This window comes from Azospirillum sp. TSH64, assembly GCF_003116035.1.
In the GTDB taxonomy this organism is placed as follows: domain Bacteria; phylum Pseudomonadota; class Alphaproteobacteria; order Azospirillales; family Azospirillaceae; genus Azospirillum.
Genome location: NZ_LGQW01000015.1, coordinates 6,583,555 through 6,608,729 on the forward strand (window position 1 = coordinate 6,583,555; position 25,175 = coordinate 6,608,729).

Below are 25,175 nucleotides of genomic sequence, written 5' to 3' on the forward strand. Positions count from 1 at the left end.
GTCAAGGCACGGGGCCGTAGCTTTCGCGGGACATGGCGTTTCTGCCGCCGCGGCACGCCTTCGATTGCCTTGGCCGATTGCCTCGCTTGGGCGGATGAGCCGGAGCCGGGGCAGTGTCGCGACAAAAGTGATGGGCAACCGATGGATGGCCAAGCATGAGCATGCAACCTGCGATCCCGTCCCTTCGAACAGGCCTGCGAAGCGTTGGCTGGGTTCAGCGCAGCATCATCCTGGCGTCGCTGTTCATCGTTCTGACGACCGGGCTGCTGGGGCTGGCGCTGCACCGCGGCGGCCATGCCAGCAACCTGACCGACATCCAGAACCTGTTCGTGCTGGAGAACCCCGACCTGATCCCGGTCGACAGCTGGGACCCGATGATCGCCGCGCTCGACTGGCTGCATGAGCGGCCGGGCGAAAATGTCTATGACGGCGTGTTCTTCAAGCAGCACATCAAGTTCCAGTATCCGGTGACGTCGCTGCTGCCGCTGGAGGCGATGAAGGCGCTGGGGGTGCTGAACCTCGTGGCGTTCGAGCGGGTCAACCTGCTGTTCGTGCTGGCGACCGCGGCCGGCATGGCGATCCTGGTGCTGGAGATGGCGGCGCGGCTGCGCCTGCCCGGCGCGCGGGACGACCGGCTGACCCAGGTGCTGCTGGGCGGCTTCGGCTTCGTCGCGACGCTGTGCTTCTATCCGGTTCTGAAGGCCTTTTCGCTGGGGCAGGTGCAGGTCTGGCTGAACGCCGCCTTCGTCTTCGCCTGCATCGCCCTGCTGCGCGACCGGCGGGTGCTGTGCGGAGCCCTGCTCGGCGCCTCGACGCTGATGAAGCCGCAGATGTCGCTGTTCCTCGCCTGGGCGGCGCTGCGCGGCGACTGGCGGATGGCGGCGGGCTGGGCGGCGGTCGTGGTGCCGGGGGTGGCGCTGGCGACCCTGGTCTACGGCTTCGCGCCGATGATCGATTACCTCGAGGTGCTGCTGTTCATCGGCCGGCACGGCGAGAGCTATCACGTCAACCAGACCGTCAACGGGCTGGTCAACCGCCTGCTGCACAACGGCAACAATCTGGAATGGTCGGCGGAGGCCTTCGCCCCCTATCACCCGGCGGTCCATATCGCCACGCAGGTTTCGGGCCTCGCCTTCGTCGGCTTCGGCCTGCTGTGGCGGCGACGCGACCGCGGGGCCGAACGGATCCTGGCCTTCGTCGTCGCCGGCATCTGCTTCACCGTCGGTTCGCCGGTCGCCTGGGTGCATCATTACGGCATCCTGCTGCCGGCCTTCGCGCTCGCCTTCCTGATCCTGCTGGAGCCCGGGCTGCGGCGTCCGGCCGGGGCGGTCACGCTGCTGGCGGTGGCCTATTTCCTGGCCGGCAACGTCCTGTTCTGGCCGGTCAACGCGCTGGCCGACAGCCCGCTGAACGTCCTGCAATCCTATCTGTTCTTCGCCACCCTGATGCTGCTGGGCCTGATCACTGTGCTGGCTGGCCGGCACGACCGCGCCGCAGCAGCCCTGTGGGGCGTCGAGGGAGCGGTCGGGCGCGGTCATGCCCCGCCGGCCGAGGAGGCTGCGCCCTCCGTCGTCGCCCTCCCGCGTGCCGCCACTGCGACGCTGGTCCCGCCCCCGGTCGCCGAGGAGCCGCCGCTGTTCGTCGATCTCGACGGCACGCTGCTGAGGACCGACCTCCTCTATGAATCGCTGTTCGGCCTGATCAAGGCGCAGCCCTGGGCGGCGCTGCTGGTGCCGGTCTGGCTGGCCGGCGGCAAGGCGCGGCTGAAGGCGGAACTGGCCCGCCGGGTGGAGATCGACCCGGCCGGCCTGATCTACAACCCCGCCGTCCTGCAACGGCTGGAGGAGGAGCGCAGGCGCGGCCGGCGTCTGGTGCTGGCGACCGCCGCCCACCACCGCTATGCCGACGCCATCGCCCGTCATCTCGGCCTGTTCGATCAGGTGCTGTCCAGCAGCGACGGCCTGAACCTGAAGAGCGAGCGCAAGCTGGAGGCGATCCGGGCGCAGGTGCCGTCCGGCATCTTCGACTATATGGGCAATGACGAGGCCGATTATGCCGTCTGGCGCGCCGCCCGCCGCGGCATCGCGGTGGACGCCGCGGCCGGGGTGGTTCGCCATGCCGCCACGCTGTGCCCGCTGGAGACCATCGCCACCCCGCGCCGGCCGCGCCTGCTGCTGATCCTGAAGGCGCTGCGCCTGCACCAGTGGCTGAAGAACCTGCTGGTCTTCGTGCCGCTGGTGGCCGGCCAGAAGCTGGGGGAGGTCGGGCCGACCCTCCAGGCCGTCGCCGCCTTCCTCGCCTTCGGGCTGTGCGCGTCGAGCATCTATGTGCTGAACGACCTGCTGGACCTGCCGGCCGACCGCCGCCACCCGCGCAAGCGCCGCCGTCCCTTCGCGGCCGGCGACCTGCCGCTCGACCTCGGACTGTCTTTGATCCCCGGCCTGCTGCTGGCCAGCCTCGTCCTGTCGCTGGTGGCGCTGCCGCCGCTGTTCCTGGCGGCGCTGGCGACCTATGCCGCCTCGTCGCTGTTCTACAACCTGTTCGCCAAGAACCGGGTGATCTGGGACGTGATGCTGCTGGCCGGGCTCTATTCGCTGCGGGTGCTGGGCGGCGCCACGGCGACGGCCATCGTCCCGTCCTTCTGGCTGCTTGCCTTCTCGATGTTCCTGTTCCTCAGCCTCGCCATGGTGAAGCGCTATTCCGAGATGGACAGCATGCTGAAGCTGGGGCTGGGGCAGGCGGAGGGCAGGGGGTATGTGACCGCCGACATGCCGGTGCTGCAATCCATCGGTGTGTCGGCCGGCTTCCTCTCGGTGCTGGTGATGGCGCTCTACATCAACAGTCCGGAGGTCGGGCGGGTCTATGACCAGCCGCAGGCGCTGTGGATCATCTGTCCGCTGCTGCTCTTCTGGATCGGGCGGGTGTGGCTGCAAACCCACCGCGGGCTGATGCACGACGATCCGGTGGTGTTCGCCGCGCGCGACAAGTGGAGCATCGCCATCGGGCTGGTCTGCGGCGCCGCGCTGATGCTTGGCCGGGCGTGAGCCGCCGCCCTCCATCCTTCCGTCATTTTCCCGGAGTCGCCATGCCCATCGCCGTCGTCGGACTGATCCTGCTGAGCGTCACCCTGTCCGCCATCGCGCAGATTTCCCTGAAGATCGGCATGTCCAGCCCCGCGGTGTCGACCGCGCTGGCACGGGGGGAGGCCGGGCAGATCGCCCTGTCGGTGGTCGCCACGCCGCACATCCTGACCGGGCTGGCCTGCTACGGGCTGGGCATGGTGGTGTGGCTGGCGGTCCTGGCGAAGGTCGATGTTTCCATGGCCTATCCCTTCGTCGGGTTGGGCTTCCTGGTCACGCTGGCGCTCGGCATGCTGCTGCTGGGTGAGACGGTCAGCCTGACCCGCCTGATCGGCACGCTGCTGGTGGTTCTGGGCGTGGTCCTGACGGCGCAAAGTTAAGGTATCGTAAACCAAACCAGAGGTCCGGCCGCAAAACAGGAAGGCGCTGTGACAATAGTCGCAGCGCCTTATTCCGCATTGCACCAATATCTTTGGCACACGACTGTCTGCATGCCAATGAGTACCATGATATGGCGACGAGTTTCGTCACAGTATCTTTCAATTTGAAAATGGAATGACACGATTCGGGTATTGACCGGAAAAGAATGACGGGTATAACTGACGACATATTCGCGAGCATAAATACCAGGGCACGCAATTTTAAAGACAGGCGACCCGGGTTCCGGCCGGCAGGCCGTTGCCTTGGGAAAGGGTTTCCTTTGCCGGCCGCGACACTCTCTTGCGGGTTCCCCGGAACCCCTGGGGTCGCGGCCGGTCGCCATTTGCCAGCCCCAAGGTCTGGATCCAAAGGCCCGTGCGGACGGCTGCACCGCCGCCCGGCGGCATTTCCCCGGCGGCGATTCGCAGCGTTGGAGCCGGGTCTTCGCCCCGACCGGCCCGTTGCGACATTCGGTGTGTAGAGGATTGATTGCGCATGGCTTCGCGGAGATGGCCGCCGCCTGCAAACCAGTCCCGGAAACCAGCCCCCGACCAAGAGCCAAACCGTTGACAACATGGCCGGGCGTGGGTGCAATAGCGCCCGCGAGCCGGGCCAGCCGTTGGGATGTGGCGGTGCCCGCAACACACACGAACAGGTCGGGGCAAATCATGAAAAAACTCGCTCTCAGCCTCATCGGCGCGGTCGCGGCGATCGCCATCGCCGGCCCGGCGATGGCCCAGGCCAAGAAGCCGGTCAACATCTACATCTGGAACGATTATCTGGGTGAAACGACCCTCGCCGACTTCACCAAGGCCACGGGCGCTGAGACGAAGGTCGACCTGTACGACAGCCTGGAACTGCTGGAGCAGAAGGTGCTCGTCGGCAAGTCCGGCTATGACGTGATCGTGCCGACCGCGGAGCCGACCCTGTCCCGCCTGATCCAGGCCAAGGTCGTGGGCCCGCTCGACAAGTCGAAGATCCCCAACTACAAGAACCTCGACCCCAAGGTCCTGAAGCTGCTGGAGAATTCGGATCCCGGCAACAAGTACGCCGTGCCCTATCTCGGCGGCACCGTCGGCATCGCCATCATCCCGGAGAAGATCAAGGCCGTCGCCCCCGACGTGGCGCTCGACAGCTGGGACCTGATCTTCAAGCCGGAGGTGGCGAAGAAGGTCGCGGCCTGCGGCATCACCGTGATGGATTCGGCCATCGACGTCATCCCGTCGGTGCTGAACTATCTCGGCCTCGACCCGAACTCCGAGAAGAAGGAGGATCTGGACAAGGTCGAGAAGACGCTGATGGCGGTGCGCCCCTACATCAAGCGCTTCGTCACCGGTGAGAACATCAACATCCTCGCCGGCGGCGATGCCTGCGTCGTGATGGCCTACAACGGCGACGCCATCCAGGGTGCCGCCCGCGCCGCCGAGGCGAAGAGCGCCAAGGTCGAATACATCACGCCGAAGGAAGGCGTGCAGGTCTGGTGGGACACGCTGGCGGTTCCGGCCGACGCGCCGAACAAGGACGGCGCCTACGAGTACATCAACTTCGTGCTCGACCCGGTCAACATGGCCAACATCTCCAACAAGGTCAGCTACGCCAACGCGGTGCCGGCCTCGCTGGCGACGGTCGCCGACGACATCAAGTCGAACCCCGGCATCTTCCTGCCGGCCGACAGCAAGCTGAAGCTGTTCTCGCTGAAGCAGATCAAGCAGGCCACCGACCGCGCCCGCACCCGCGTGTGGACCAAGGTCAAGACCGGCAAGTAAGCCGGGCCCCCCTGAGAAGCGCCGCTCCATGGTGCTGGCCCGCCCCGGCCGATCCCCAGCGATGGGGAGCGGCCGGGGCGTTGTCATGAAAGAGGAAACCGGATGGCCGGTCAGCCGATTCGCAAGCCCACCCGCCTGGAACCGTGGCAGGACGCGGGCCAGACCCCCTATGTCCGCATCGAGAAGGTGACGAAGACCTTCGGCGATTTCGTCGCCGTGGACGAAGTCAGCCTGTCGATCTACCGCAACGAGTTCTTCGCCCTGCTCGGCGGCTCCGGCTCCGGCAAGACGACGCTGCTGCGCATGCTGGCGGGGTTCGAGCAGCCGACCGAGGGCAAGATCTACATCGACGGCGTCGATATGGCCGGCATCCCGCCCTATGAGCGGCCGGTCAACATGATGTTCCAGTCCTACGCCCTGTTCCCGCACATGACGGTGGAGCAGAACGTCGCCTTCGGCCTGAAACAGGACGGGGTGGCGAAGGCGGAGATCCGCGACCGCGTGACGGAAATGCTGGGGATGGTCCAGCTGTCGGCCTTCGGCAAGCGCCGCCCGCACCAGCTGTCCGGCGGCCAGCGCCAGCGCGTGGCGCTCGCCCGCTCGCTGGTCAAGCGGCCGAAGCTTCTGCTGCTGGACGAGCCGCTGGGCGCGCTCGACAAGAAGCTGCGCGAGCGCACGCAGTTCGAGCTGGTCAACATCCAGGAAAAGCTGGGCGTCACCTTCATCGTCGTGACCCACGACCAGGAAGAGGCGATGACCATGTCCTCGCGCATCGCGGTGATGAACCATGGCGTGATCGCCCAGGTCGGCACGCCGACCGAGATCTACGAATACCCGCACAACCGCTTCGTTGCCGAGTTCATCGGCTCGATCAACATGTTCGACGGCCGCGTCGTCTCGACCGAAGGGGACCAGGTCCTCGTCGCGTCGGAGGAGGCCGGCTGCGAGCTGCTGATCGCCCACGCCACCCCGGCGCCGGCCGGCTCGCCCGTCTCCGTCGCCATCCGGCCGGAAAAGATCGCCCTGTCGAAGGAGCCGCTGCCGGATGGTGACGGCCGCAACCGGACGACGGGCATCGTCCGCGAGATCGCCTATCTCGGCGACGTGTCGATCTATCTCGTGCAGTTGCCGACCGGCAAGACGGTGCGCGTCACCGCCCCCAACATCACCCGCCGCACCGAAATGCCGATCACCTGGGAGGACGAGGTGACCCTGACCTGGCGCCCCTTCGCCGGCGTGGTGCTGACCCAATGAGGACGGTCGTCTCCGTCCTCGTTTCCGGGCTCAGCCGGATCGGGCTGTGGGGCCGCGGCGTGGTCGTCGCCATCCCCTATCTGTGGCTGCTGCTGTTCTTCATGGTGCCCTTCCTGATCGTCTTCGGCATCAGCTTCTCCGAATCGATCATCGCCCAGCCGCCCTATTCGTCGCTGGTGGAGTGGCTGACCGACGAGGATGCCGGCACCTCCAAGCTGCAGATCCTGCTGAACATCAGCAATTATTTCCGGCTGGGCGGGGACGACCTCTACATCCTCGCCTATCTGAATTCGCTCAGGATCGCGGCGGTCACCACGTTGATGTGCCTCGCCATCGGCTATCCCATGGCCTATGCCATCGCCAAGGCCGATCCGGCCCGGCGCGGACCGCTGATGATGCTGGTGATCTTGCCCTTCTGGACCAGCTTCCTGATCCGAATCTATGCCTGGATCGGCATCCTCAAGGGCAACGGCGTCATCAGCAATCTGCTGGAATGGGCGGGCATCACCAGCGGGCCGGTCGAGATCCTTTATTCCGACTGGGCGGTCTATATCGGCATGACCTACTGCTATCTGCCCTTCATGGTCCTGCCGCTCTATTCGACCCTGGAGAAGATGGATCCCAGCCTGCTGGAGGCGGCGGCCGACCTCGGCTCCCGTCCGTTCAAATCCTTCCTGTCGATCACGCTGCCGCTGTCGCTGCCGGGGATCATCGCCGGCTCGCTGCTGGTGTTCATCCCGGCAGTGGGCGAGTTCGTGACGCCGGAACTGCTGGGCGGCCCGGACACGCTGATGATCGGCCGCGTGCTGTGGAACGAGTTCTTCGCCAACCGCGACTGGCCGGTCGCGTCGGCGGTGGCCATCGCGCTGCTTCTGGTCCTGGTGGTGCCGATCATGATCTTCCAGCATGTGCAGGGTAAACAGGCGGAGGCCGGGCGATGAAACGGTTCGGATTCCTGTCCTGGGCGCTGCTGTTCGGCTACGCCTTCCTCTATGTGCCCATCGCGCTGCTGATCGTCTTCAGCTTCAACGAGTCGCGGCTGGTGACGGTGTGGAGCGGCTTTTCGACCAAATGGTATGGCGAACTGCTCCACAACGACGCCCTGCTGGATGCGGCCTTCCTGTCCTTCCAGGTGGCGGCGGTGTCGGCGACGCTGTCGGTGCTGCTGGGCACCTGTGCCGGGCTGGCGCTGACCCGCTTTGGGCGGTTCCGCGGCCGCACCCTGTTCGGCGGCATGATCACCGCCCCGCTGGTCATGCCCGAGGTCATCACCGGCCTGTCGCTGCTGCTGCTGTTCGTGGCGATGGAGCAATGGCTGGGCTGGCCCGACGGGCGCGGCGTTACCACCATCACCATCGCCCACACCACCTTCACCATGTCCTACGTCGCCGTGGTCATCCAGTCGCGGCTGGCCGGCATGGACGGCAGCCTGGAGGAGGCGGCGATGGATCTGGGCGCCCGTCCGGCCAAGGTGTTCTTCGTCATCACCCTGCCGCTGATCGCCCCGGCGCTGGTCGCCGGCTGGCTCCTGGCCTTCACCCTGTCGCTGGACGACGTGGTGGTGGCGAGCTTCGTCTCCGGCCCCGGTTCGACGACGCTGCCGATGGTGATCTTCTCCAGCGTCAAGTTCGGCATCAGCCCGCAGATCAACGCGCTGGCGACGCTGATGGTTCTGGTGGTGGCGGCCGGCATCTTCGTCGCCAGCATCGTCATGGCCCGCCAGGAACGGCAGCGCAAACGCGACGAACAGATGGCGATCCAGAACGGCTGAACGGCTTTTTTGGAAGCGTTCCGCAGACCTAGCCATCCGCGCGCAGCAGACCTCTGCCGCCGCGGATGGCAATTGCCCGTTTCCTTTGCTATGTTGATGTCATCGTCAACAGCGAAAGAGGTCGTGCCATGCGCGCGCTCCTGTGGTTCCCCTTGTTGAGACTCGGATTTTTCAGTCCCGTTTCCACTGCCTATGCGACCACCCGTTCGGTCACCGCCCGCCGCGCCCTGCGCCCGCCGTCCGGCCTCTAGCCGGGCCTCATGCCGGACTCCTCTCCCGGCATGACGACGCGACGTCCATCCGCGTCTTTTTTAAAATCCCGTCGCCGCAAGGCCACTCTGCACGACGCCCCTCTGCCATAACGCCAAGCACGCGCTGCGGCGGACGCGATTGCCAAAGGCGCGCTCCCGTGGTTAGGGTGGAGGGGTATGAAAAATGTCCCGGTCTCTTGCGGCGCGCTGACCGTTGTCTCGGTCCGACCGTTGTTTCGGTGTCGCGGCTGCGACGGGCAGAGGACTTTGAAAAAGGGTAGAGGGATCGACGCATGACGACACCGAACGCCCCGATGCCGACGGGTGAATGGACGGGTCAAGGCTTCCGCATGCCCGGCGAATGGGCCAGCCACAGCGGATGCTGGATGGCGTGGCCGTGCCGGCCGGAAACCTGGCCGGAGGGCGCTTTCGACGCCGCGTGCGACGCCTATGCCGAGGTCGCGCAGGCCATCTCCCGCTTCGAGCCGGTGACGATGGTGTGCGACCCGGCGGACGTGGCGGAAGCCTCGCTCGCCTGCGGTCCCGGCATCCAGATCCTGCCGCTGCCGATCAGCGATTCCTGGATCCGCGACACCGGCCCCAGCTTCGTCGTCGACGGCAAGGGTGGGCTGGCCGGCGTCCATTGGGGATTCAACGCCTGGGGCGGCAATTACGAAGGCAGCGACAAGGACCAGCAGGTCGGCCGCCTGATCCTCGACCATCTCAAGCTCCCCTGCATGTCCGCCCCGCTGGTGATGGAGGGCGGCTCCTTCCATGTCGACGGGGAGGGGACGCTGATCACCACCGAACAGTGCCTGTTGAATCCCAACCGCAATCCCGGCCTGTCGCGGGAAGAGATCGAGCAAAACCTGAAGGACCATCTCGGCGTCGAGACGGTGATCTGGCTGGGGCAGGGCTATCAGGACGACGAGACCGACGGGCACATCGACGAGATCGCGCTGTTCGTGCGTCCGGGCGTGGTGATGGCGATCACCACCGACGATCCCGGCGACCCCAATTTCAAGATCTTCCAGGACAATCTCGACCGGCTGAAGCGTGCCCGCGATGCGAAGGGCCGCGAACTGGAGGTCATCACCATCCAGCAGCCGGCCCGCCGCGACGTGAACGGCGTGCGCCTGACCCTGTCCTACACCAACCTCTACATCGCCAACGGCGGCATCGTCATGCCGGCCTTCGAGGATCCGGCCGACGACGAGGCCTTCCGCGTCGTCCGCAAGGCCTTCCCCGACCGCGAGGTGGTGCAGATCGCAGCGCTCGACATCGTCCGCGGCGGCGGCGGCATCCATTGCATCACCCAGCAGCAGCCGCTTCCCTGACGGGCCCGATCATGGTTTGGCGACCCTCGCCGCCGTGACGGGGCAGGCGAGGGAACGTGGCGGCGCGGCCGGTGTTCATGTCGGGCATTCTCCCTTCCGGAAAGCCCGACGATCATGGCCGAGGACACCGCCCGCCGGCTGCAGGCACGCCCCATCGCGGTGACGAAGGCCGCTCCACCCGTCTCCACCCAGACGATCCTGCTGATCATCACGCTGATCGTGGTGACGCTGTATCTGGCGGCGGATATCCTGATGCCCATCGCGCTGGCGGTGCTGCTCAGCTTCGTGCTGACGCCCATCGTCACCCGGCTGGAGCGCTGGCGTCTGGGCCGCGTTCCGTCGGTGCTGGCCGTGGTGGCGCTGCTCTTCCTCGGCATCATCGGCTTCGGTGCGGTGGTGGGCAGCCAGCTGGGCGATCTGGCCGACAATCTGCCGACCTACCAGCGCAACATCCACACCAAGATCGAGTCGCTGCGCAGCGCCACCGCCTCGGCCGGCGACCGCGGCGCGCTGAAGCAGGCGACGGATGCCTTCCGCGACCTGCAACAGGAGATCGAGCGCGCCACCGCCGGTGCCGCGGCCAACCAGCTGCCCGGCGCCGGTCCGGCGCCGCAGGCCGGCGCGCCTGTGCACCGCGAGCCGGTCCCGGTGCGCATCGACCAGTCCGACACCGGCGTCTTCGACCTCGTCAGCCGGGTGCTTGGCCCGGCGATGACGCCGATCGCCACCGCCGGCATGGTGCTGGTCTTCACCATCTTCATGCTGTTGCAGCGGGAGGATCTGCGCGACCGGATGATCCGGCTGGTGGGTTCCGGCGACCTCAGCCGGACGACGGAGGCGATGAACGACGCCGGTGAGCGGGTCAGCCGCTATCTGCTGATGCAGGTGGTGGTGAACGTGACCTACGGGCTGCCCATCGGCGTCGGGCTCTGGCTGCTCGGCGTGCCGAACCCGCTGCTGTGGGGGCTGCTGGCGACGGTGCTGCGCTTCATCCCCTTCCTCGGGCCGGTGATCGCCTCGGCCTTTCCCATCCTGCTGTCCTTCGCGGTCGACACCGGCTGGACCCTGCCGCTGCTGTGCATCGCCCTGTTCGTGGCGGTCGAGCTGTTCTCCAACAATGTGGTCGAGCCCTGGCTCTACGGAACGGCGACCGGCCTGTCCTCGCTCGCGATCATCGTGGCGGCGGTGGTGTGGACGACGCTGTGGGGCCCGGTCGGGCTCTTGCTGGCGACGCCGCTGACCGTCTGCCTCGTGGTGCTCGGCCGCCATGTGCCGCAGCTGCATTTCCTGGAGGTGATGCTGGGCGACCGCCCGGTCCTGCCCGACGAGGCGAAGATCTACCAGCGCCTGCTGGCCCGCGATCCCGCGGAAGCGACGGAACTCGCCGAGGAGCGGCTCGGCAAGTCCACTCCGCTGGAACTGGCCGACGGACTGCTGCTGCCCGCCCTGTCGCTGGCCGAACAGGAGCGCCAGCGCGGCTCCCTCAACCCGGATGGGCGGCAGGCGGTGGCCGAGGGCATGGCGGGGCTGCTGGACGAGTTGTCGGATGCAACCGCGCCTGCCGAGAATGCGCCGCGCGTGCTCTGCGTCGGGGCCCGCAACAATCTGGACGAGGCGGCGGCCGGGCTTCTCGCCTATCTGCTGGCGGGACGCGGCATCCATGCCGATGTCGTGCCCTGCGAGAAGGCATCGACCCGCTCCATCGCCAGCCTTGGCACCACGGGCGTGGATGCGGTGGTGCTGTCCTCGCTCAACCCGTCGGCGCTGGGCCATTGCCGGCGGATGATGCGCCGCCTGCGGATGCATTTCGGCCCGCGCGTGCCGATCCTGCTCTGCCTGTGGAGCGCCCATCCGGAATCCGAGGTGCCGGAGCGGGCCAGCGCCGAGACCGACGCCACTCTGGTCGCCACTGGCATGGCCGGGGCTCTGGCGCAGCTGGAGGAGCTGAACATCGGTGTCGTGCCGGTGCCGGACACGGTTGCCGAAGCAGCACCTTCCCCGACCTAGGCTGCTGCCGCCCAGCGGTTGCGTCCGGCGCGCTTGGCGATGTAGAGCGCGTCGTCGGCCGCCTGGATGCAGGTGTCGGCGGTCTGCCCCTGGCGATAGGACGCAACGCCCAGGCTCAGCGTCACCGTGATGCTGCTGTCCTGGTGGGCGAACGGATGGTGGGCGATGAGTTGGCGTAGTTTTTCCGCGACCGTTTCGGCCTGGATCTGATCGCTGCCGGGCAACAGGATCAGGAATTCCTCTCCGCCCCAACGGGCGCACAGGTCGTGCAGGCGGAGGTTCCGGCGCAGCAGGCCGGCGGTCTCCACCAGCACATGGTCGCCGGCGGCATGGCCGAAGGCGTCGTTCACGTCCTTGAAATGGTCGATGTCCAGCATGATCAGGGCGAAGCCGCTGCCGTTGCGGCCGACGCGGCACAGCTCCGCCTCCAGCCGCTCCGTCATCTGGCGGCGGTTCGGCAGATCGGTCAGCGGGTCGGTCTGCGATGCGGCGTGCAGCGTGCGCGCCATCTGGCGGGTGTCGGTCTGCATGCGGTCGCTGATCTTGGCGATCTTGGTCAGCTGCCGCATCAGCTTCATGTGGTCGTTGGCGAGCGCGCGGAACTCCTGCATCAGCGGATGGCCGGCATAATCCTCGTTCGCCGCAAGACGGTCGACCCAATCCTGAAGCCTCTGTTCCTGCAGCATCATGCCCATCGTTCCCCGCCGCAAGGCCCAGCGCCTGGGCAAGCCCGTTACCGTCGTGCCGTCGGAATTGTCGACCTCGGAGTCGGCAGCCCCTGTCATTGCGACGTCTCCGGTACCGGAACCGCCGCCGAAGCCGTTGCCGCCGTGGACGTCGCTGTCCGCGCCACCGGCAGCCGGACGGTGAAGGTCGAGCCCTGGCCCGGCTCGCTCGCCACCGAGATCCCGCCGCCATGGGTATCGACGATGCAGCGGGCGAGGTGGAGGCCAAGTCCGGCCCCGGTCGTCCCCGCCGCGTTGGAGGCACGGAAATACTTGTCGAACAGCCGCGCCGCGTCGGCTGCGTTGACACCGATCCCCTCGTCCGAAATCCGCACCGTCACCTGACTGCCCGCGCCGCCTCCGCACGGGCTGCCGGCGGCACCGTCGCCGACCGAGAGGTCGAGGCGGATCGTCCCCCCGTTCGGCGAGTATTTGACAGCGTTTTCCATCAGGTTGGAGAACACGACCGCCAAAAGGTCGCGGTCGCCGGGAATCGGCACCGGAAGGTCCAGGCCGTGCAACTCGAACCGGTGGCCGGTGGCGGTCCCTGCCATCTCGCCCGCCAGCGTGGTCAGCATCGCCGCAAGGTCGAAGGCCACCGGCCGCGCCTTCGCGGCGCCAAGCCGTTCGTTGGTCAGGCAGCGTTCGATCAGGTGCAGCATCCGCTGGACCGCGTTGCGGATCTTGCCGACCCGCGGCATCGCCGAAACCGGCAGCTTCGGCTCCAACTCCAGCATCTGCGAGGCGCTGTCGATGATCGCCAACGGCGTGCGGAATTCGTGGCTGACCATCAGCACGAACTGCCGCTGCTGGCGCGTTATCTCCTTGGTCTCGGTCTGGAGACGGTCACTGATCTTGGCGATCTTGTGAAACTGGCGCAAAAGCTTGCCATGCCGTTCCGCCAGCGTCTGGAATTCCGCCAGCAGCGGGTTGCCGGCATTGGCCGGATCCTCGGCCAACCGTGCCACCCATTGACGAAGCTCCTGTTCCTGTGAGCGCATCGGCATTTCGGGTACTCAGCGCGCCGTCAATGGGCCAGAATTTCAAACGGCAGAGACACGTCCTCGGCAAACTCCTCCGCCATGTCGAGGGCGCGGTCGTTGTCGCTGTCGTAATGCCAGCGCACCGACACCGTCTGGCCCTGCTGGTGGGCGCCGTCCAGCATTTCCAGCACGTCGATCATGCACTTGATGCTGCTGGTGTTGAGGTAGCTCAGCCCGATGTCCAGCACCACTGCCGGCGCGGGGGTCTTCAGATAATCCTCCAGCCAGTTGAACACCGGCGCGTAGAAATCGAAGGAGTTCTCCGGATAGGATTCGCCTTCGATGCGCAGCAGTCCGGCCGCCGGATCGAAATCGATCAGGGGAGAGCAGGAGGTTGCCTCGATCCGCAAACTGTCCATTATGTGTATTCCGTGATTTCTTATAGCTGCACTTCAAGGCTGAAGAAGAAATAGGTGTCATCCACCGCGCGCAACGAATATTCCAGCGGCCGGGTGGCCTTGCGCGCCATGTCGATCAGGCCCAGACCGGCGCCGCTGGCGCCCGCCTCGCGCGGCTTGCGCGACTGTTCCTTGTAGACCGCCTTCAGGCCGGCCTTGTCCAGCCCGCGCAGCTTCTCCAGCATCGCCGACAGGCCGGGGACGTCGTCCGCCTCCACCAGATTGCCGGAGCTGACCACGTAATGGTCATCCTCCTTGCCGATCACCACGATGCCGCTGTTGGCCGGGATCGGCCGGCCCAGCGCTTCCCGCGACGCCGTGTAGTTGCGGACATTCTGCGCCTGCTCCACATAGACGGAGAAGACGTCCATGATCGCCGACTTTTCGATCCGCTCATTTTCCAGATGGTTGCGGACCGCCTTGCCCAGCTCTTCGATGACGCTGTGGCTGAAGGGGCCGCTGAAGCAGATCAGCAGCTTCTGCCGCGACAGCAGCTCCTGAAGGTTGAAGAGTTCGTTGCCTTTCATCGGACCTTGACGACCTGCCTTACGGGTGAACGGGGTGGGATGAGGATGCGTCGGGCGCGGATGCCGCCGCAAGCACCAGTGTTGCGGCCGGTGCGGCGGCAGGCGAAACGGTGAAGCCGACCAGGGTGATGTCGTCGCGCTGTGCCCGCTCGCCCTGATGCTCGGCCAGGGCCTGCGCGAAGGCGGCCCGGCGCTCCGTCATCGGGATCGCGTCATGCTCAAGCAGCATCGCGGCGAAGCGGCGGTTGCCGAAGCCGAAGCCGCGGGTGCCGCCGGCCTGATCGAGGAAGCCGTCGGTGGTCAAATAGAAGCTGCGTCCGGGCGCCAGCTCCACCCGGTGGGTGGTGAAGCGGTGGCCGCTGTCGGACCGGCGATAGCCCAGGCTCTGCGCATCGCCCTTCACCTCATCGACGGTCCCGCCGGCAGCTGAGTCGACGATGTGCAGGCCGATCCGCCCGCCGGCGAACAGCAGGTCGCCCCGGTCCGGCCGCACCAGGCACAGCCCGATGTCCAGGCCGTTGTCGAAGCGCGGGTTGTCGCGCCCGCGGGCCAGTGCCGCGCGCACCATGCGGTTCAGCCCGCCCAGGATCGTCGCCGGATCGCTGTCCGGCGTTTCCGACAGCACATGGTCCAGGACGGCCGACACCGTCATCGTCATGAAGGCCCCCGGCACGCCATGGCCGGAACAGTCGGCGACGCCGATCAGGAAACGGCCGTCCTCCAACTCGCGGAAGATGTGGAAATCGCCGCCCACCACGTCGCGCGGGCGCCAAAGCACGCAGACGCCGTCCAGGTGCCGTGCCATTTCCCGCTCGTCGGGCAGGATGGCGGATTGCAGGAGGCTGGCATACTGGATGCTGTCCATCACCTGCCGGTTGACGACCGCCAGCTGCTCGTTGGACTGGCGCAGCTCCTCCGTCCGTTCGGCGACGCGCTGTTCCAGCCGCTCGGTATAGCCGTGGACGGTTTCCGCCATGTGGTTGAAGGCGACGGTCAGCTGCCCGATCTCGTCGGCGCGGGTGTTGCGCAGGCGGACGCGGTAGTCGCCGGCGGCGATGGCCCCGGCGGAGCGCGTCAGCCGGGCGAGCGGCGCCAGCACCAGCCGGTTCAGCAGGATGCTGATCATGCCGATGACGGCGAGCAGCGAGAAGAAGACCAGTCCGGCCATCGGCGCCAGCGCGGTCATGGTGGCGCTTTCCGCCTCCTCCAGCGAATAGGTCATGCGCAGCAGGCCGACCATCGTACGCTCGCCGTTGCTTCCGGACATGACGATCTGCTTTTCGACGGTCGTCAGCTCGGCCCGGCCGGCCGGACGCTCCAGCGCCACCAGCGGCTCGCCATGGCCGCCGCGGCCGCCGGACGCCGCCCACACCTTCACGCTGCGCACCGCCGCGTCCTCGGCCAACAGGCCGCGGATCATCGCCTCCACCGCGCGGGTGTCGAACTCCCACACCGCCTGCCCCATGGCCGAGGCCTGGAGCGTGCCGACCAGGGTCGCCCGGTGGGTCAGCGCCTCCCTCTGCTGCCGGCCGACCAGGACGGAGGAGACGCCCATGGCGATCAGCCCGACCAGCAGGGTGCAGCCGACGATCATCAGGATGACGCGCGTCAGCAGCGACGACCCGCCGGCACGGACCACCTCGTCGCCCGACCCTTGGGGGCCGGCGCCGCGCAGCGTATAGGATTCGGTGTCGTCCCATCCCGTGACGCTCATCCACATCCTCCTGACCCGGCCGATCGGACGATCCGTGTTCATGGCGGGTTTCAAGTCAGCCGCGGCCCCGGTTGCCGGATCCGCGATAGTCCCAGGCGCATCAGTAAATCCACCCTCGCGTGCAGCATGCCGACAGTCATCGAACCGGCCGGCGGACATGATGCATGTGGCGGATAAGGTTACCCTTAGCACGACGGGATCAATCAGTCCTGAAATAACATTCGGCACCGGCTTCATGCAGTGTCGGGACATCCGGGAAAATGGGAACAATCGGAAACCGGCGGAGACCATTTCCATCCAATTGCGACGAAGTGTAACAACGGCCTGGCCGCCCGGCTGAAGCCTTTGGGGGAAAGCGGTTTTTCCCGTAGACGCCCGCGTCGCCGGCCGTGCTACCCTCGGATACTGTTGCTTGTGGCAAGAGCCGGCGGCTGGAGCTGTCTTCTGGGGGAGAGCGAAGGATGGCGTTTGGTGTTCGTGCATTCGTTGTCCCGCGGACCGTTCCAGCCAGACTTGCCGCCGTCGGCGGGGCCGTTCTTGCCGCATTGGCCGCGACGGCGCTGCCCGCCGCTGCGCGCCCGGTGACCGTGCTGGCGCCGGAACTGCCGCCGATGATGAGCGCCGACGGCACCGGGCGCGAGGCCAGCATCATCGCGGAGACGCTGGCCGCCTGCGGGCATGAGGCGCATTTCAAGGTTGTCCCCTTCGGCCGCCACTGGAACGACTACCGCGACAGCGTCCAGGGAAGCGCGCAGGCCGGCGGGCAAACGGGAGGGCAGATCGACGCCGTCTCCACCGTCCCGGCGGGCATGGAGATGCCGGGAGCCCGCTCCGCCCCCTACATCCTCTACCAGAACGGCGCCTCCGTGCTGAAAAGCAGCGGTTTGACCGTGCAGTCGCTGGCCGATCTGGCGGGCAAGCGCGTGATCACCTTTTCCGGCGCGCCGGACGTGTTGCCGGGGCTGCGCGCCGCCATCCCCAGCTTCGGCGATTTCCGGGAGCGCGCCGACCAGATGGTGCATTCCAACCTGCTGTTCGCCGGTCGGGTCGACGCGGTTCTGGCCGACGGCCTGATCTTTGCCGAATACAACCGCCAGCTTCAGGAAAAGGCCAAGGCGGCCGGCGGCCTGCCCTTCGACCCGGCCCAGCCGGTGCAGTTCACCGCCATCTTCCCGCCCACCGCCTACAGCATGGTGTTCCGCGACGAACAGCTGCGCGCCGACTTCGACCGCTGCCTTGCGGAGATGAAGGCGAAGGGGCGCCTCGACGCCATCGACCGCGACTGGGTCGGCCGCTATTCCGCGACGGTCGGCGACCGCTACCTGTCCCAAAGGTGAGGTCGCGGAACCGGATTTGCGGAACCGGGGTTTATCCCATCCGTCCGATATGGTTTGCGTAACCGCTTCGGGCGTTTAATATAACTTCATATGAATGTGAATGGGGGCGTGAGGCGTCGTGGCCCGGATCATTGTGGTCGAGGACGAAGCCGACCTTCGTGACGATCTTGTCGAATATCTCGACCGCTGCGGGTTCGAGGTGGGGGGTGCGTCGCGCGGCGCGGAGCTGGACCGCCTGCTGGAGGCAGGCCCGGCGGATGTGATCGTGCTCGACATCAATCTGCCGGACGAGGATGGATTCTCGGTCGCCCGCCGCGTCCGCGCCAGCTCTTCGGCCGCCATCATCATGCTGACGGCGCGATCCGGACTGATCGACCGTGTCATCGGGCTGGAGCTGGGCGCCGACGTCTATCTGGTCAAGCCGGTCGATTTCCGCGAGGTGGAGGCGCAGATCAAGGCGCTGATGCGCCGGATGCAGAAGGGCGCCGCACCGCAATCGGCCACGGAGCAACCGGCGGGGATCGGGGTGTCGTTGCCCGGTCCGGCGCCTGCCCTTGCCCCTGCGGACTCGCGCAAGGTCTGGGTGTTCGACGACATCGAATGGCGCATCCAGCCGCCGACCGGTTCCGCCGTGCCGCTGACCGCGACGGAGTACAAGTTTCTTTCGCTGCTGGTCGCCGCCCCCGGCGAGGCGGTCAGCCGCCAGGACATTTCCGTCACCCTGACCGGCCGCGATTGGGACCCCTACAGCCGCTCCATCGATTCCCTGGTCCGCCGCCTGCGCATCAAGGTGGAGGAGCGCAGCGGCTGCGCCCTGCCGGTCCAGGCGGTGCATGGCGTCGGCTATGCCTTCGTCGGCCCGGTGGTGACCAGCGCGGTGGAGGACAGCGCCGACTGAGGGCGCGCTGCCGGCGGCAAGGGGCGTTGGCGGCGGGTCTCCACCCCGGTCTCGGCACTCGACTCCCGGCCCTCCTTCGGCGATGGTAGCGCCCGCAAGGAAGGGACGAGAGACCACCATGACAGATGCCACCGCCGCCTCCGAGAATACCCCCGCGACCGGCAGCCCCGCTTCGGGCGGCGCCAATTCGGGCAGCGACGGCAGCGGCCTGTATCTGGTCGACGGCTCGGGCTTCATCTTCCGCGCCTTCCATGCGCTGCCGATGCTGACGCGACCGGACGGCACGCCGGTCAACGCGGTGCTGGGCTTCTCCAACATGCTGCTGAAGCTGCTGGCCGACGCCAAGGCGGAGGCCGTGGCGGTGGTCTTCGACAGCAAGCGCCTGAATTTCCGCAACGAATTCTACCCCGACTACAAGGCCCACCGCCCGGAGCCGCCGGAGGAGCTGAAGCCGCAGTTCGCGCTGATCCGCGAGGCGACGGAGGCCTTCTGCCTGCCCTGCCTGGAGCTTGAGGGCTATGAGGCCGACGACCTGATCGCCACCTACGCCCGTCTGGCGCAGGAGGCCGGCCGGCCGGTCACCATCGTGTCGTCGGACAAGGACCTGATGCAGCTGGTCCGCCCCGGCGTCGGCATGTTCGACCCGATGAAGAACAAGTCCATCGGCCCCGACGAGGTGTTCGAGAAGTTCGGCGTCCCGCCGGAGAAGGTGGTGGACGTACAGGCGCTGGCCGGTGACAGCGTCGACAACGTCCCCGGCGTGCCCGGCATCGGCGTGAAGACCGCCGCCCAGCTGATCACCGAATACGGCGACCTGGAAGCCCTGCTCGCCAATGCCGAGAAGATCAAGCAGCCGGCCCGCCGCCAGAAGCTGGTCGAGTTCGCCGATCTGGCCCGCGTCTCCCGCCGTCTGGTCCTGCTCGACGATCAGGTGCCGCCGCCCAAGCCGCTGGACGAGCTGCGGGTGCGCGAGCCCGATCACCAGCGGCTGATCGACTTCCTGCGCGCCCAGGGCTTCCGCAGCATCGTCTCCCGCGTCGAGATGGAGATGCAGAAGGACGGCCGCATCGCCGACGGGGCCGGCGGCTCGCTCCCGGCTCCCGGCTCCATGCCCAGCCCCGCGGCGAAGTCCCCGGCGACGGCGGAAAGCCCGGCCACGGAGGACCGCCCGGCCCGCAGGACGGTGCTGAACGTCCCGGAGGTGCGCTACGAGCTGGTGCAGGAGGCCGACGCGCTGCGCCGCTGGGTCGAGCGGGCGCGCGAGACCGGCGTGCTGGCGGTCGATACCGAGACCGACAGCCTGACGCCAGCCACCGCCACGCTGGTCGGCGTCTCGCTGTCGACCGAGCCGGGCATCGCCTGCTACATCCCGCTCGCCCACAAGGCGGAAGGGGCCGCCGCCGCCGGCCAACTCGATTTCGAAGCCCCGACGCCGCCCAGTCAGATCGCGACCGACGAGGCGATGGCGATCCTGAAGGACGTGCTGGAGGACCGGTCGGTCCTGAAGATCGGCCACAACTTCAAGTTCGACCACCAGCTGTTCGCCCGCAACGGCATCAAAGTGTCGCCGGTCGACGACAGCATGCTGATCTCCTACGTGCTGGAGGGCGGGTCGCACGGCCACGGCATGGACGAGCTGGCGGAGCTGCACCTCGCCTACACGCCGATCCCCTTCAAGGAGGTCTGCGGCACCGGCAAGAACCAGATCACCTTCGACCGCGTGCCGCTGGACAAGGCGCTGGCCTATGCCGCCGAGGACGCCGACATCACGCTGCGGCTGTGGACGCTGCTGAAGCCGCGGCTGGTCGACGACCGCATGGTCACCGTCTACGAGACGCTGGACCGCCCGCTGGTCCCGGTGGTGGCGGACATGGAGCGGGCCGGCGTCCACATCGACAAGAAGGCGCTGTCCGACCTGTCGCAGAGCCTGTCGCTCCGCCTCGCCGAGATCGAGAAGGACGTTCATGCCTTGGCCGGCCAGACGTTCAACATCGGCTCGCCCAAGCAGCTGGGCGAAATCCTGTTCGACACTCTCAAGCTCGGCACCGGCAAGAAGGGCAAGACCGGCGCCTATTCCACCGACAGCAGCGTGCTGGAGGAGCTGGCGGAACAGGGCCACACCATCGCCCAGCGCGTGCTCGACTGGCGCCAGCTCGCCAAGCTGAAGAGCACCTACACCGACGCGTTGCAGGAGAAGATCTCGCCGGTCACTGGCCGCGTCCACACCGCCTTCGCCCTGGCGGCGACCAACACCGGCCGCCTGTCCTCGACCGATCCCAACCTGCAGAACATCCCGGTGCGGACGGAGGAGGGCAAGAAGATCCGCCGCGCCTTCGTCGCGTCCCCCGGTTACAAGCTGCTGAGCGTCGATTACTCGCAGATCGAGCTGCGTCTGGTGGCGGAGATGGCGAACATCCAGGCGTTGAAGGACGCCTTCCGCGACGGGCTGGACATTCACGCCGCCACCGCCGCCCAGGTCTTCGGCATTCCGCTGGAGCAGATGACGCCGGACATCCGCCGCAAGGCCAAGGCGATCAATTTCGGCATCATCTACGGCATCTCCGGCTTCGGGCTGGGCCGCCAGCTCGGCATCGCGCCGGGCGAGGCCAACGCCTTCATCAAGACCTATCTGGAGCGCTTCCACGAGCTGAAGGTGTGGATGGAGGCGACCAAGGCCTTCGCCCGCCAGCACGGCTATGTGGCGACGCTGTTCGGCCGCCGCTGCTACATGCCGGGCATCCAGGAGAAGAACGCCGCCCGCCGCGCCTTCGCCGAGCGTCAGGCGATCAACGCCCCGATCCAGGGCACCGCCGCCGACATCATGAAGCGGGCGATGAACCGCATGCCGGGCGCGCTCGCCGCCGCCGGCAGCAACGCACGGATGCTGCTGCAGGTGCACGACGAACTGCTGTTCGAGGTGCCGGAAGCGGAAGCCGAGGACGCCGCGCGCATTGTGCGCGAGGTGATGGAGGGTGCGGCGACGCTCGGCGTGCCGCTGGTGGCGGAAGCCGGGATCGGGGATAACTGGGAAGAGGCGCACTGAGGGGGGCGAGAACCCCCCTCTCCCTCCCCGGGGAGAGGGGATTGCAGTTTTTTCCTACGCCACGATCCGTACCGGCACCCCCTTCGCGGCGGGCGTCTTCGACGCCTCGTCGTGATACCACAGCGGAATCAGCGGGTTCATCTCCGGGTAGTACGCCCCGACGCAGCCGCGCGGCAGCTGGAAGGGCGTCACCGTCAGCCCTCCCACCCGGCGGTCGACGTCGTCGCCGGCGTCGCTCGCCAGCGCCACCACCTGACCCTCGCGCAGGCCGGCGGCGGCGATATCCTGCGGGTTCATCAGCAGCACGTCGCGGGTGCCCTCGATGCCGCGCAGGCGGTCGGAGTAGCCGTAGATCGTCGTGTTGAACTGGTCGTTCGACCGCATCGTCATCAGCCGCCAGCGGCCCGGCGCATCCTCGAAGCCGATGGCGCGCAGACGGCCCGGCGGGGTGAAGTGGGCCTTGCCGGACTCCGTCTTCCAGATCCGCTCGCGCGCAGGGTTGCCGCGGTAGAAGCCGCCGGGGGTGAAGACCCGCTCGTTGAAATGGTGGAACTGGTCGGGATAGGTCGCCTCGATCTGGGCACGGATGCGGCGGTAATCGGCCACCCACGCGTCCCAGGTCACCTTCGGATTGGGCGGCAGGGTCGCCTTCGCCATGCCGGCGACGATGGCGACCTCCGATTTCAGATGCGGGCTGGCCGGCGTGTTGTTGCCGAGCGAGCCGTGGATGCAGCTCAGGCTGTCCTCCATCGTCACCGCCTGCGCGCCGCTCTCCTGCACATCCTCCTCCGCCCGGCCCAGGCAGGGCAGCAGATAGGCGACCTCGCCGTTGATCAGGTGGCTGCGGTTCAGCCTGGTCGCGATCTGCACGGTCAGGCGCAGGCGCGACCAGGCCGCCTCCATCCGCTCGCGCTCGGGGATGGCGCGGACGAAGTTGCCGCCGAGCCCGATGAAGGCCTTCACCTCGCCCGACAGGATCTTCTCGCAGGCCCTGACGGTGTTCAGCCCCTCCTTGCGCGGCGGCTCGAAGCCGTACTGGTCGGCCAGCCGGTCGAGCGGCACCAGCTCCGGCTTTTCGGAGATGCCGACGGTGCGCTGGCCCTGCACGTTGGAATGGCCGCGCACCGGCGAAATGCCGGCGCCGTCGCGGCCGATGTTGCCCTTCAGCAGCCACAGATTGACCAGAGCCCCCAGCGTCTCCGAGCCGTGCACCTGCTGGGTCAGGCCCATGCCGTACATGGCGATGGAGCGTTCCGCCTCGATGTAGATGTCGGCGGCCTGCTTCAGGTCGGCGCGGGTCAGGCCGGACTCCTCCTCGATCTCCTCCCAGCCGATGGCGTCGACCCGCGCCTTCATCTCCTCGAATCCGGCCGTGTGCTGGGCGATGAAGTCGTGGTCGAGGACATGCTTGCCGCCCGCCTTCCGCTCCTTCTCGGCGGCCAGCACATGCTTGATCAGGCCGGTGATCGCGGCGATGTCGCCGCCGGTCTTGACCTGGAAATAGAGGGTGGAGATTTGGGTGTCCTTGCCCGTCAGCATCTCCAGCGGGCTCTGCGGGTTGCGGAAGCTCTCCAGACCCTTTTCCCGCACGGGGTTGAAGGTGACGATCTTCGCGCCGCGCTTCACCGCGTCCTGCAACGGGTGGAGCAGGCGGGGGCTGTTCGACCCGGTGTTCTGGCCGAAGAAGAAGATGGCGTTGCAGCTCTCGAAATCGTCGAGCACGCAGGTGCCGACCGGCGAGCCGATCACCGTCTTCAGCCCGACCGAGGTCGTCTCGTGGCACATGTTGGAGCTGTCGGGCAGATTGTTGTGCCCGTAGAGCCGCGCGAACAGCGCGTAGAGATAGGAGGTCTCCAGGCTGGCGCGGCCCGAGGCGTAGAACACTGCCTGCTCCGGGTCGATGGCGCGCAACTCCGCCCCGATGGCGGCGAAGGCCTCGTCCCAGCCGCAGGGCACATATCGGTCGCTGGTCCGGTCATAGCGCATGGGGTGGGTCAGCCGCCCCTGCTGCTCCAGATCGTAATCCTTCCAGCCCTTCAGCTCCGTGACCGTGTGCTGGGCGAAGAAGTCGGGAGTGCAGCGCCGGCTGGTCAGTTCCCAGATCGTCGCCTTGGCGCCGTTCTCGCAGAACTCGAAGGCGCGGGGCTTGGCCGGCTTGGCCCAGGCGCAGGACACGCACATGAAGCCGCCGGGCTTGTTCTGCCGGCGCAGCGTGTCGAGCACGGCGGGGGTCGGCCGTTCCTCCCCCATGATGCGGGCCATCGACCCGACCGACCCCCAGCCTCCGGCCGGACCGTCGTAATGCGGGGTGTCCTTGTCGTCCGACAGGCCGTCGATGCTCATGGGGCGATACTCTGGGGAGTGGTCTTGCGACATTTCGGGGGCAGGCTCCTGGGACCGGAACGTCGGTTCCGACAAGGATCCAACCCGGCGGACGGCTTCGGGTTCCCCGAACCGGTCAGCGCTTCTTCTGGGAACTGGTGTTCCGGACATCCGGCTTGGACAGCACTGCGCGCAGCAGTTCGGCGTTCTTGCGTGCCTCCTGCTTCTGGCTGTCCCAATTGGCGGCGATCAGGTCCTGGCCGCGTTCGCGGGCATAGTCGCCCAGGCGCTGGAACAGCTCCACCCGTTCCTCGTGGGTCCGCAGGGCGACCCAAAGGGCCGTTTCCATCGCTTCGGCCTGCGCCGCCTCCATGCTGTCGGGGCTGTAGGCATGGCCGACATGGCAGCGGAAGCGCAGCACCGGTCCGTCATGGATCTCGCTCAGGCCGCCGCCGCATTCCGGACAGGACAGGGTGGTCGGCTTGCCGACCGCGTTGGTGTCTTCTGACACGGCTGTGAACTCCTGCTCGGCGATCCGCGCCTCCGTGGCGACATCGAGCGGCACGGGTGGGCCAGATGGGGCCGGTTCGGCGGCCAGCCGGTACAGCAGGGCCGGCATATGGGCGAGCGGCAGGACGTGATCGGCCTCACCGTTGTCGATGGCGCTTTGCGGCATGCCCGGCCATTCGGCATCGTCCGGATCCTGGACGACGCCGATGCCGCCGCAGCGGCGGATCGCCCGCAGGCCGGACGTGCCGTCATCCAGGGTGCCCGACAGCACGACGCCGACGACACGGCTGCCGAAGGCGACCCCGGCCGAGCGGAACAGCGGGTCCACCGCCGGCCGGGTCCGGTTCTCCCGCGGGCCGCGGCGGACCAGCACCCGGTCGCGGTGGACCAGCAGATGGTGGTCGGGCGGCGCCACATGGATGTGACTGGGGCGGATCGGTTCGCCATCCACGGGATGGAAGGCCGGCAGCCAGCCGATCCGTTCCAGCAACTGCGGCAGGACGCTGGTGGCATTGGGCGTGATGTGGAGGACAACGAACACAGTCGGCGCCCATCCTTTCGGCATCGCGCCGAACAGGCGGGTGAGAGCGGTCAACCCGCCGGCCGACGCACCGATGGCGATGATGTCGCGATTCTCCATGAAACCAGAACAGGTCCGCATCCGCGGCGTTTCACGATTGGCTGAATAATTCACCTGTTGCTTGCAGCAGTTCCCGGGAAGGGCGTAGGTCTCCACGTCGCTTGAGCCGGGGGCGGGCAGGCGATTATGCTT

General features: G+C 67.3%; 18 protein-coding genes. 11 read left to right on the top strand and 7 right to left on the bottom strand.

Annotated elements, in window-relative coordinates; all coding sequences use genetic code 11:
• Positions 1-155: 155 nt before the first annotated feature.
• The 8 genes from TSH64_RS31070 to TSH64_RS31110 all read left to right on the top strand — a co-directional run bounded on the left by TSH64_RS31070 (position 156) and on the right by TSH64_RS31110 (position 11,886).
• A complete protein-coding gene (locus TSH64_RS31070; protein ID WP_109450974.1) occupies positions 156-3,044 on the top strand; it encodes a UbiA family prenyltransferase in 2,889 nt (962 codons plus the stop codon).
• A gap of 41 nt (positions 3,045-3,085) precedes the next feature.
• Positions 3,086-3,460 (top strand): EamA family transporter, encoded by a 375-nt coding sequence (locus tag TSH64_RS31075; RefSeq protein ID WP_109450976.1) that lies wholly within the window; start codon positions 3,086-3,088, stop codon positions 3,458-3,460.
• 708 nt (positions 3,461-4,168) lie between these two features.
• Positions 4,169-5,266 carry an extracellular solute-binding protein gene (locus TSH64_RS31080; protein ID WP_109450977.1) on the top strand — a complete coding sequence of 366 codons (1,098 nt, stop codon included), beginning with the start codon at positions 4,169-4,171 and terminating at the stop codon, positions 5,264-5,266.
• Between the two features lie 102 nt (positions 5,267-5,368).
• A complete protein-coding gene (potA, locus tag TSH64_RS31085; RefSeq protein WP_109450979.1) occupies positions 5,369-6,520 on the top strand; it encodes a polyamine ABC transporter ATP-binding protein in 1,152 nt (383 codons plus the stop codon).
• A complete protein-coding gene (locus tag TSH64_RS31090; RefSeq protein ID WP_109450980.1) occupies positions 6,517-7,461 on the top strand; it encodes an ABC transporter permease subunit in 945 nt (314 codons plus the stop codon). The genes potA and TSH64_RS31090 overlap by 4 nt, the downstream gene beginning before the upstream one ends.
• Positions 7,458-8,291 (top strand): ABC transporter permease subunit, encoded by an 834-nt coding sequence (locus TSH64_RS31095; protein ID WP_109450982.1) that lies wholly within the window; start codon positions 7,458-7,460, stop codon positions 8,289-8,291. Before TSH64_RS31090 ends, TSH64_RS31095 begins: the two co-directional genes overlap by 4 nt.
• Before the next feature lie 544 nt (positions 8,292-8,835).
• Positions 8,836-9,879, top strand: coding sequence for an agmatine deiminase family protein (locus TSH64_RS31105; protein WP_109450985.1), 1,044 nt, complete (start codon positions 8,836-8,838; stop codon positions 9,877-9,879).
• Between the two features lie 114 nt (positions 9,880-9,993).
• Complete coding sequence (locus tag TSH64_RS31110) at positions 9,994-11,886, top strand: AI-2E family transporter (protein WP_109450986.1); 1,893 nt, start codon at positions 9,994-9,996, stop codon at positions 11,884-11,886.
• On the opposite strand, the gene TSH64_RS31115 is transcribed toward TSH64_RS31110, so the two are convergent.
• From TSH64_RS31115 to TSH64_RS31135, 5 genes are read right to left on the bottom strand one after another with little or no spacing between them, the layout of a single operon-like run.
• A complete protein-coding gene (locus TSH64_RS31115; protein ID WP_109450988.1) occupies positions 11,883-12,671 on the bottom strand; it encodes a GGDEF domain-containing protein in 789 nt (262 codons plus the stop codon). The two genes, TSH64_RS31110 and TSH64_RS31115, sit on opposite strands and share 4 nt — an antisense overlap.
• Positions 12,668-13,618, bottom strand: a complete 951-nt coding sequence (locus TSH64_RS31120; RefSeq protein ID WP_109450989.1) for a HAMP domain-containing sensor histidine kinase — start codon at positions 13,616-13,618, stop codon at positions 12,668-12,670. The genes TSH64_RS31115 and TSH64_RS31120 overlap by 4 nt, the downstream gene beginning before the upstream one ends.
• A 20-nt stretch (positions 13,619-13,638) precedes the next feature.
• Positions 13,639-14,013, bottom strand: a complete 375-nt coding sequence (gene siaC, locus TSH64_RS31125; RefSeq protein WP_109450990.1) for a biofilm regulation phosphoprotein SiaC — start codon at positions 14,011-14,013, stop codon at positions 13,639-13,641.
• Between the two features lie 20 nt (positions 14,014-14,033).
• Positions 14,034-14,579: a SiaB family protein kinase gene (locus tag TSH64_RS31130; RefSeq protein ID WP_109047716.1), complete on the bottom strand. Its 546-nt coding sequence runs from the start codon at positions 14,577-14,579 to the stop codon at positions 14,034-14,036.
• Positions 14,580-14,598: 19 nt separating this feature from the next.
• The gene (locus tag TSH64_RS31135) at positions 14,599-16,293 is read right to left on the bottom strand and encodes a SpoIIE family protein phosphatase (RefSeq protein ID WP_247873245.1); all 1,695 of its coding nucleotides are present in this window, start codon (positions 16,291-16,293) and stop codon (positions 14,599-14,601) included.
• Between the two features lie 461 nt (positions 16,294-16,754).
• On the opposite strand from TSH64_RS31135, the gene TSH64_RS31140 reads away from it, so the two are divergent.
• From TSH64_RS31140 to polA, 3 genes are all read left to right on the top strand, one after another.
• Positions 16,755-17,630, top strand: a complete 876-nt coding sequence (locus tag TSH64_RS31140) for a transporter substrate-binding domain-containing protein (protein WP_247873246.1) — start codon at positions 16,755-16,757, stop codon at positions 17,628-17,630.
• Between the two features lie 118 nt (positions 17,631-17,748).
• Positions 17,749-18,528: a response regulator transcription factor gene (locus TSH64_RS31145; protein WP_109450993.1), complete on the top strand. Its 780-nt coding sequence runs from the start codon at positions 17,749-17,751 to the stop codon at positions 18,526-18,528.
• A 118-nt stretch (positions 18,529-18,646) separates the two neighbouring features.
• Entirely contained in the window at positions 18,647-21,571 is a 2,925-nt protein-coding gene (polA, locus tag TSH64_RS31150) for a DNA polymerase I (RefSeq protein WP_109450995.1), read from the top strand.
• A gap of 54 nt (positions 21,572-21,625) precedes the next feature.
• Here polA and TSH64_RS31155 read toward each other — a convergent pair whose 3' ends face one another.
• Both TSH64_RS31155 and TSH64_RS31160 read right to left on the bottom strand, forming a co-directional pair.
• The gene (locus TSH64_RS31155) at positions 21,626-23,914 is read right to left on the bottom strand and encodes an FdhF/YdeP family oxidoreductase (RefSeq protein WP_109450996.1); all 2,289 of its coding nucleotides are present in this window, start codon (positions 23,912-23,914) and stop codon (positions 21,626-21,628) included.
• Positions 23,915-24,029: 115 nt separating this feature from the next.
• Complete coding sequence (locus tag TSH64_RS31160; RefSeq protein WP_109450998.1) at positions 24,030-25,043, bottom strand: chemotaxis protein CheB; 1,014 nt, start codon at positions 25,041-25,043, stop codon at positions 24,030-24,032.
• Positions 25,044-25,175 lie beyond the last annotated feature (132 nt).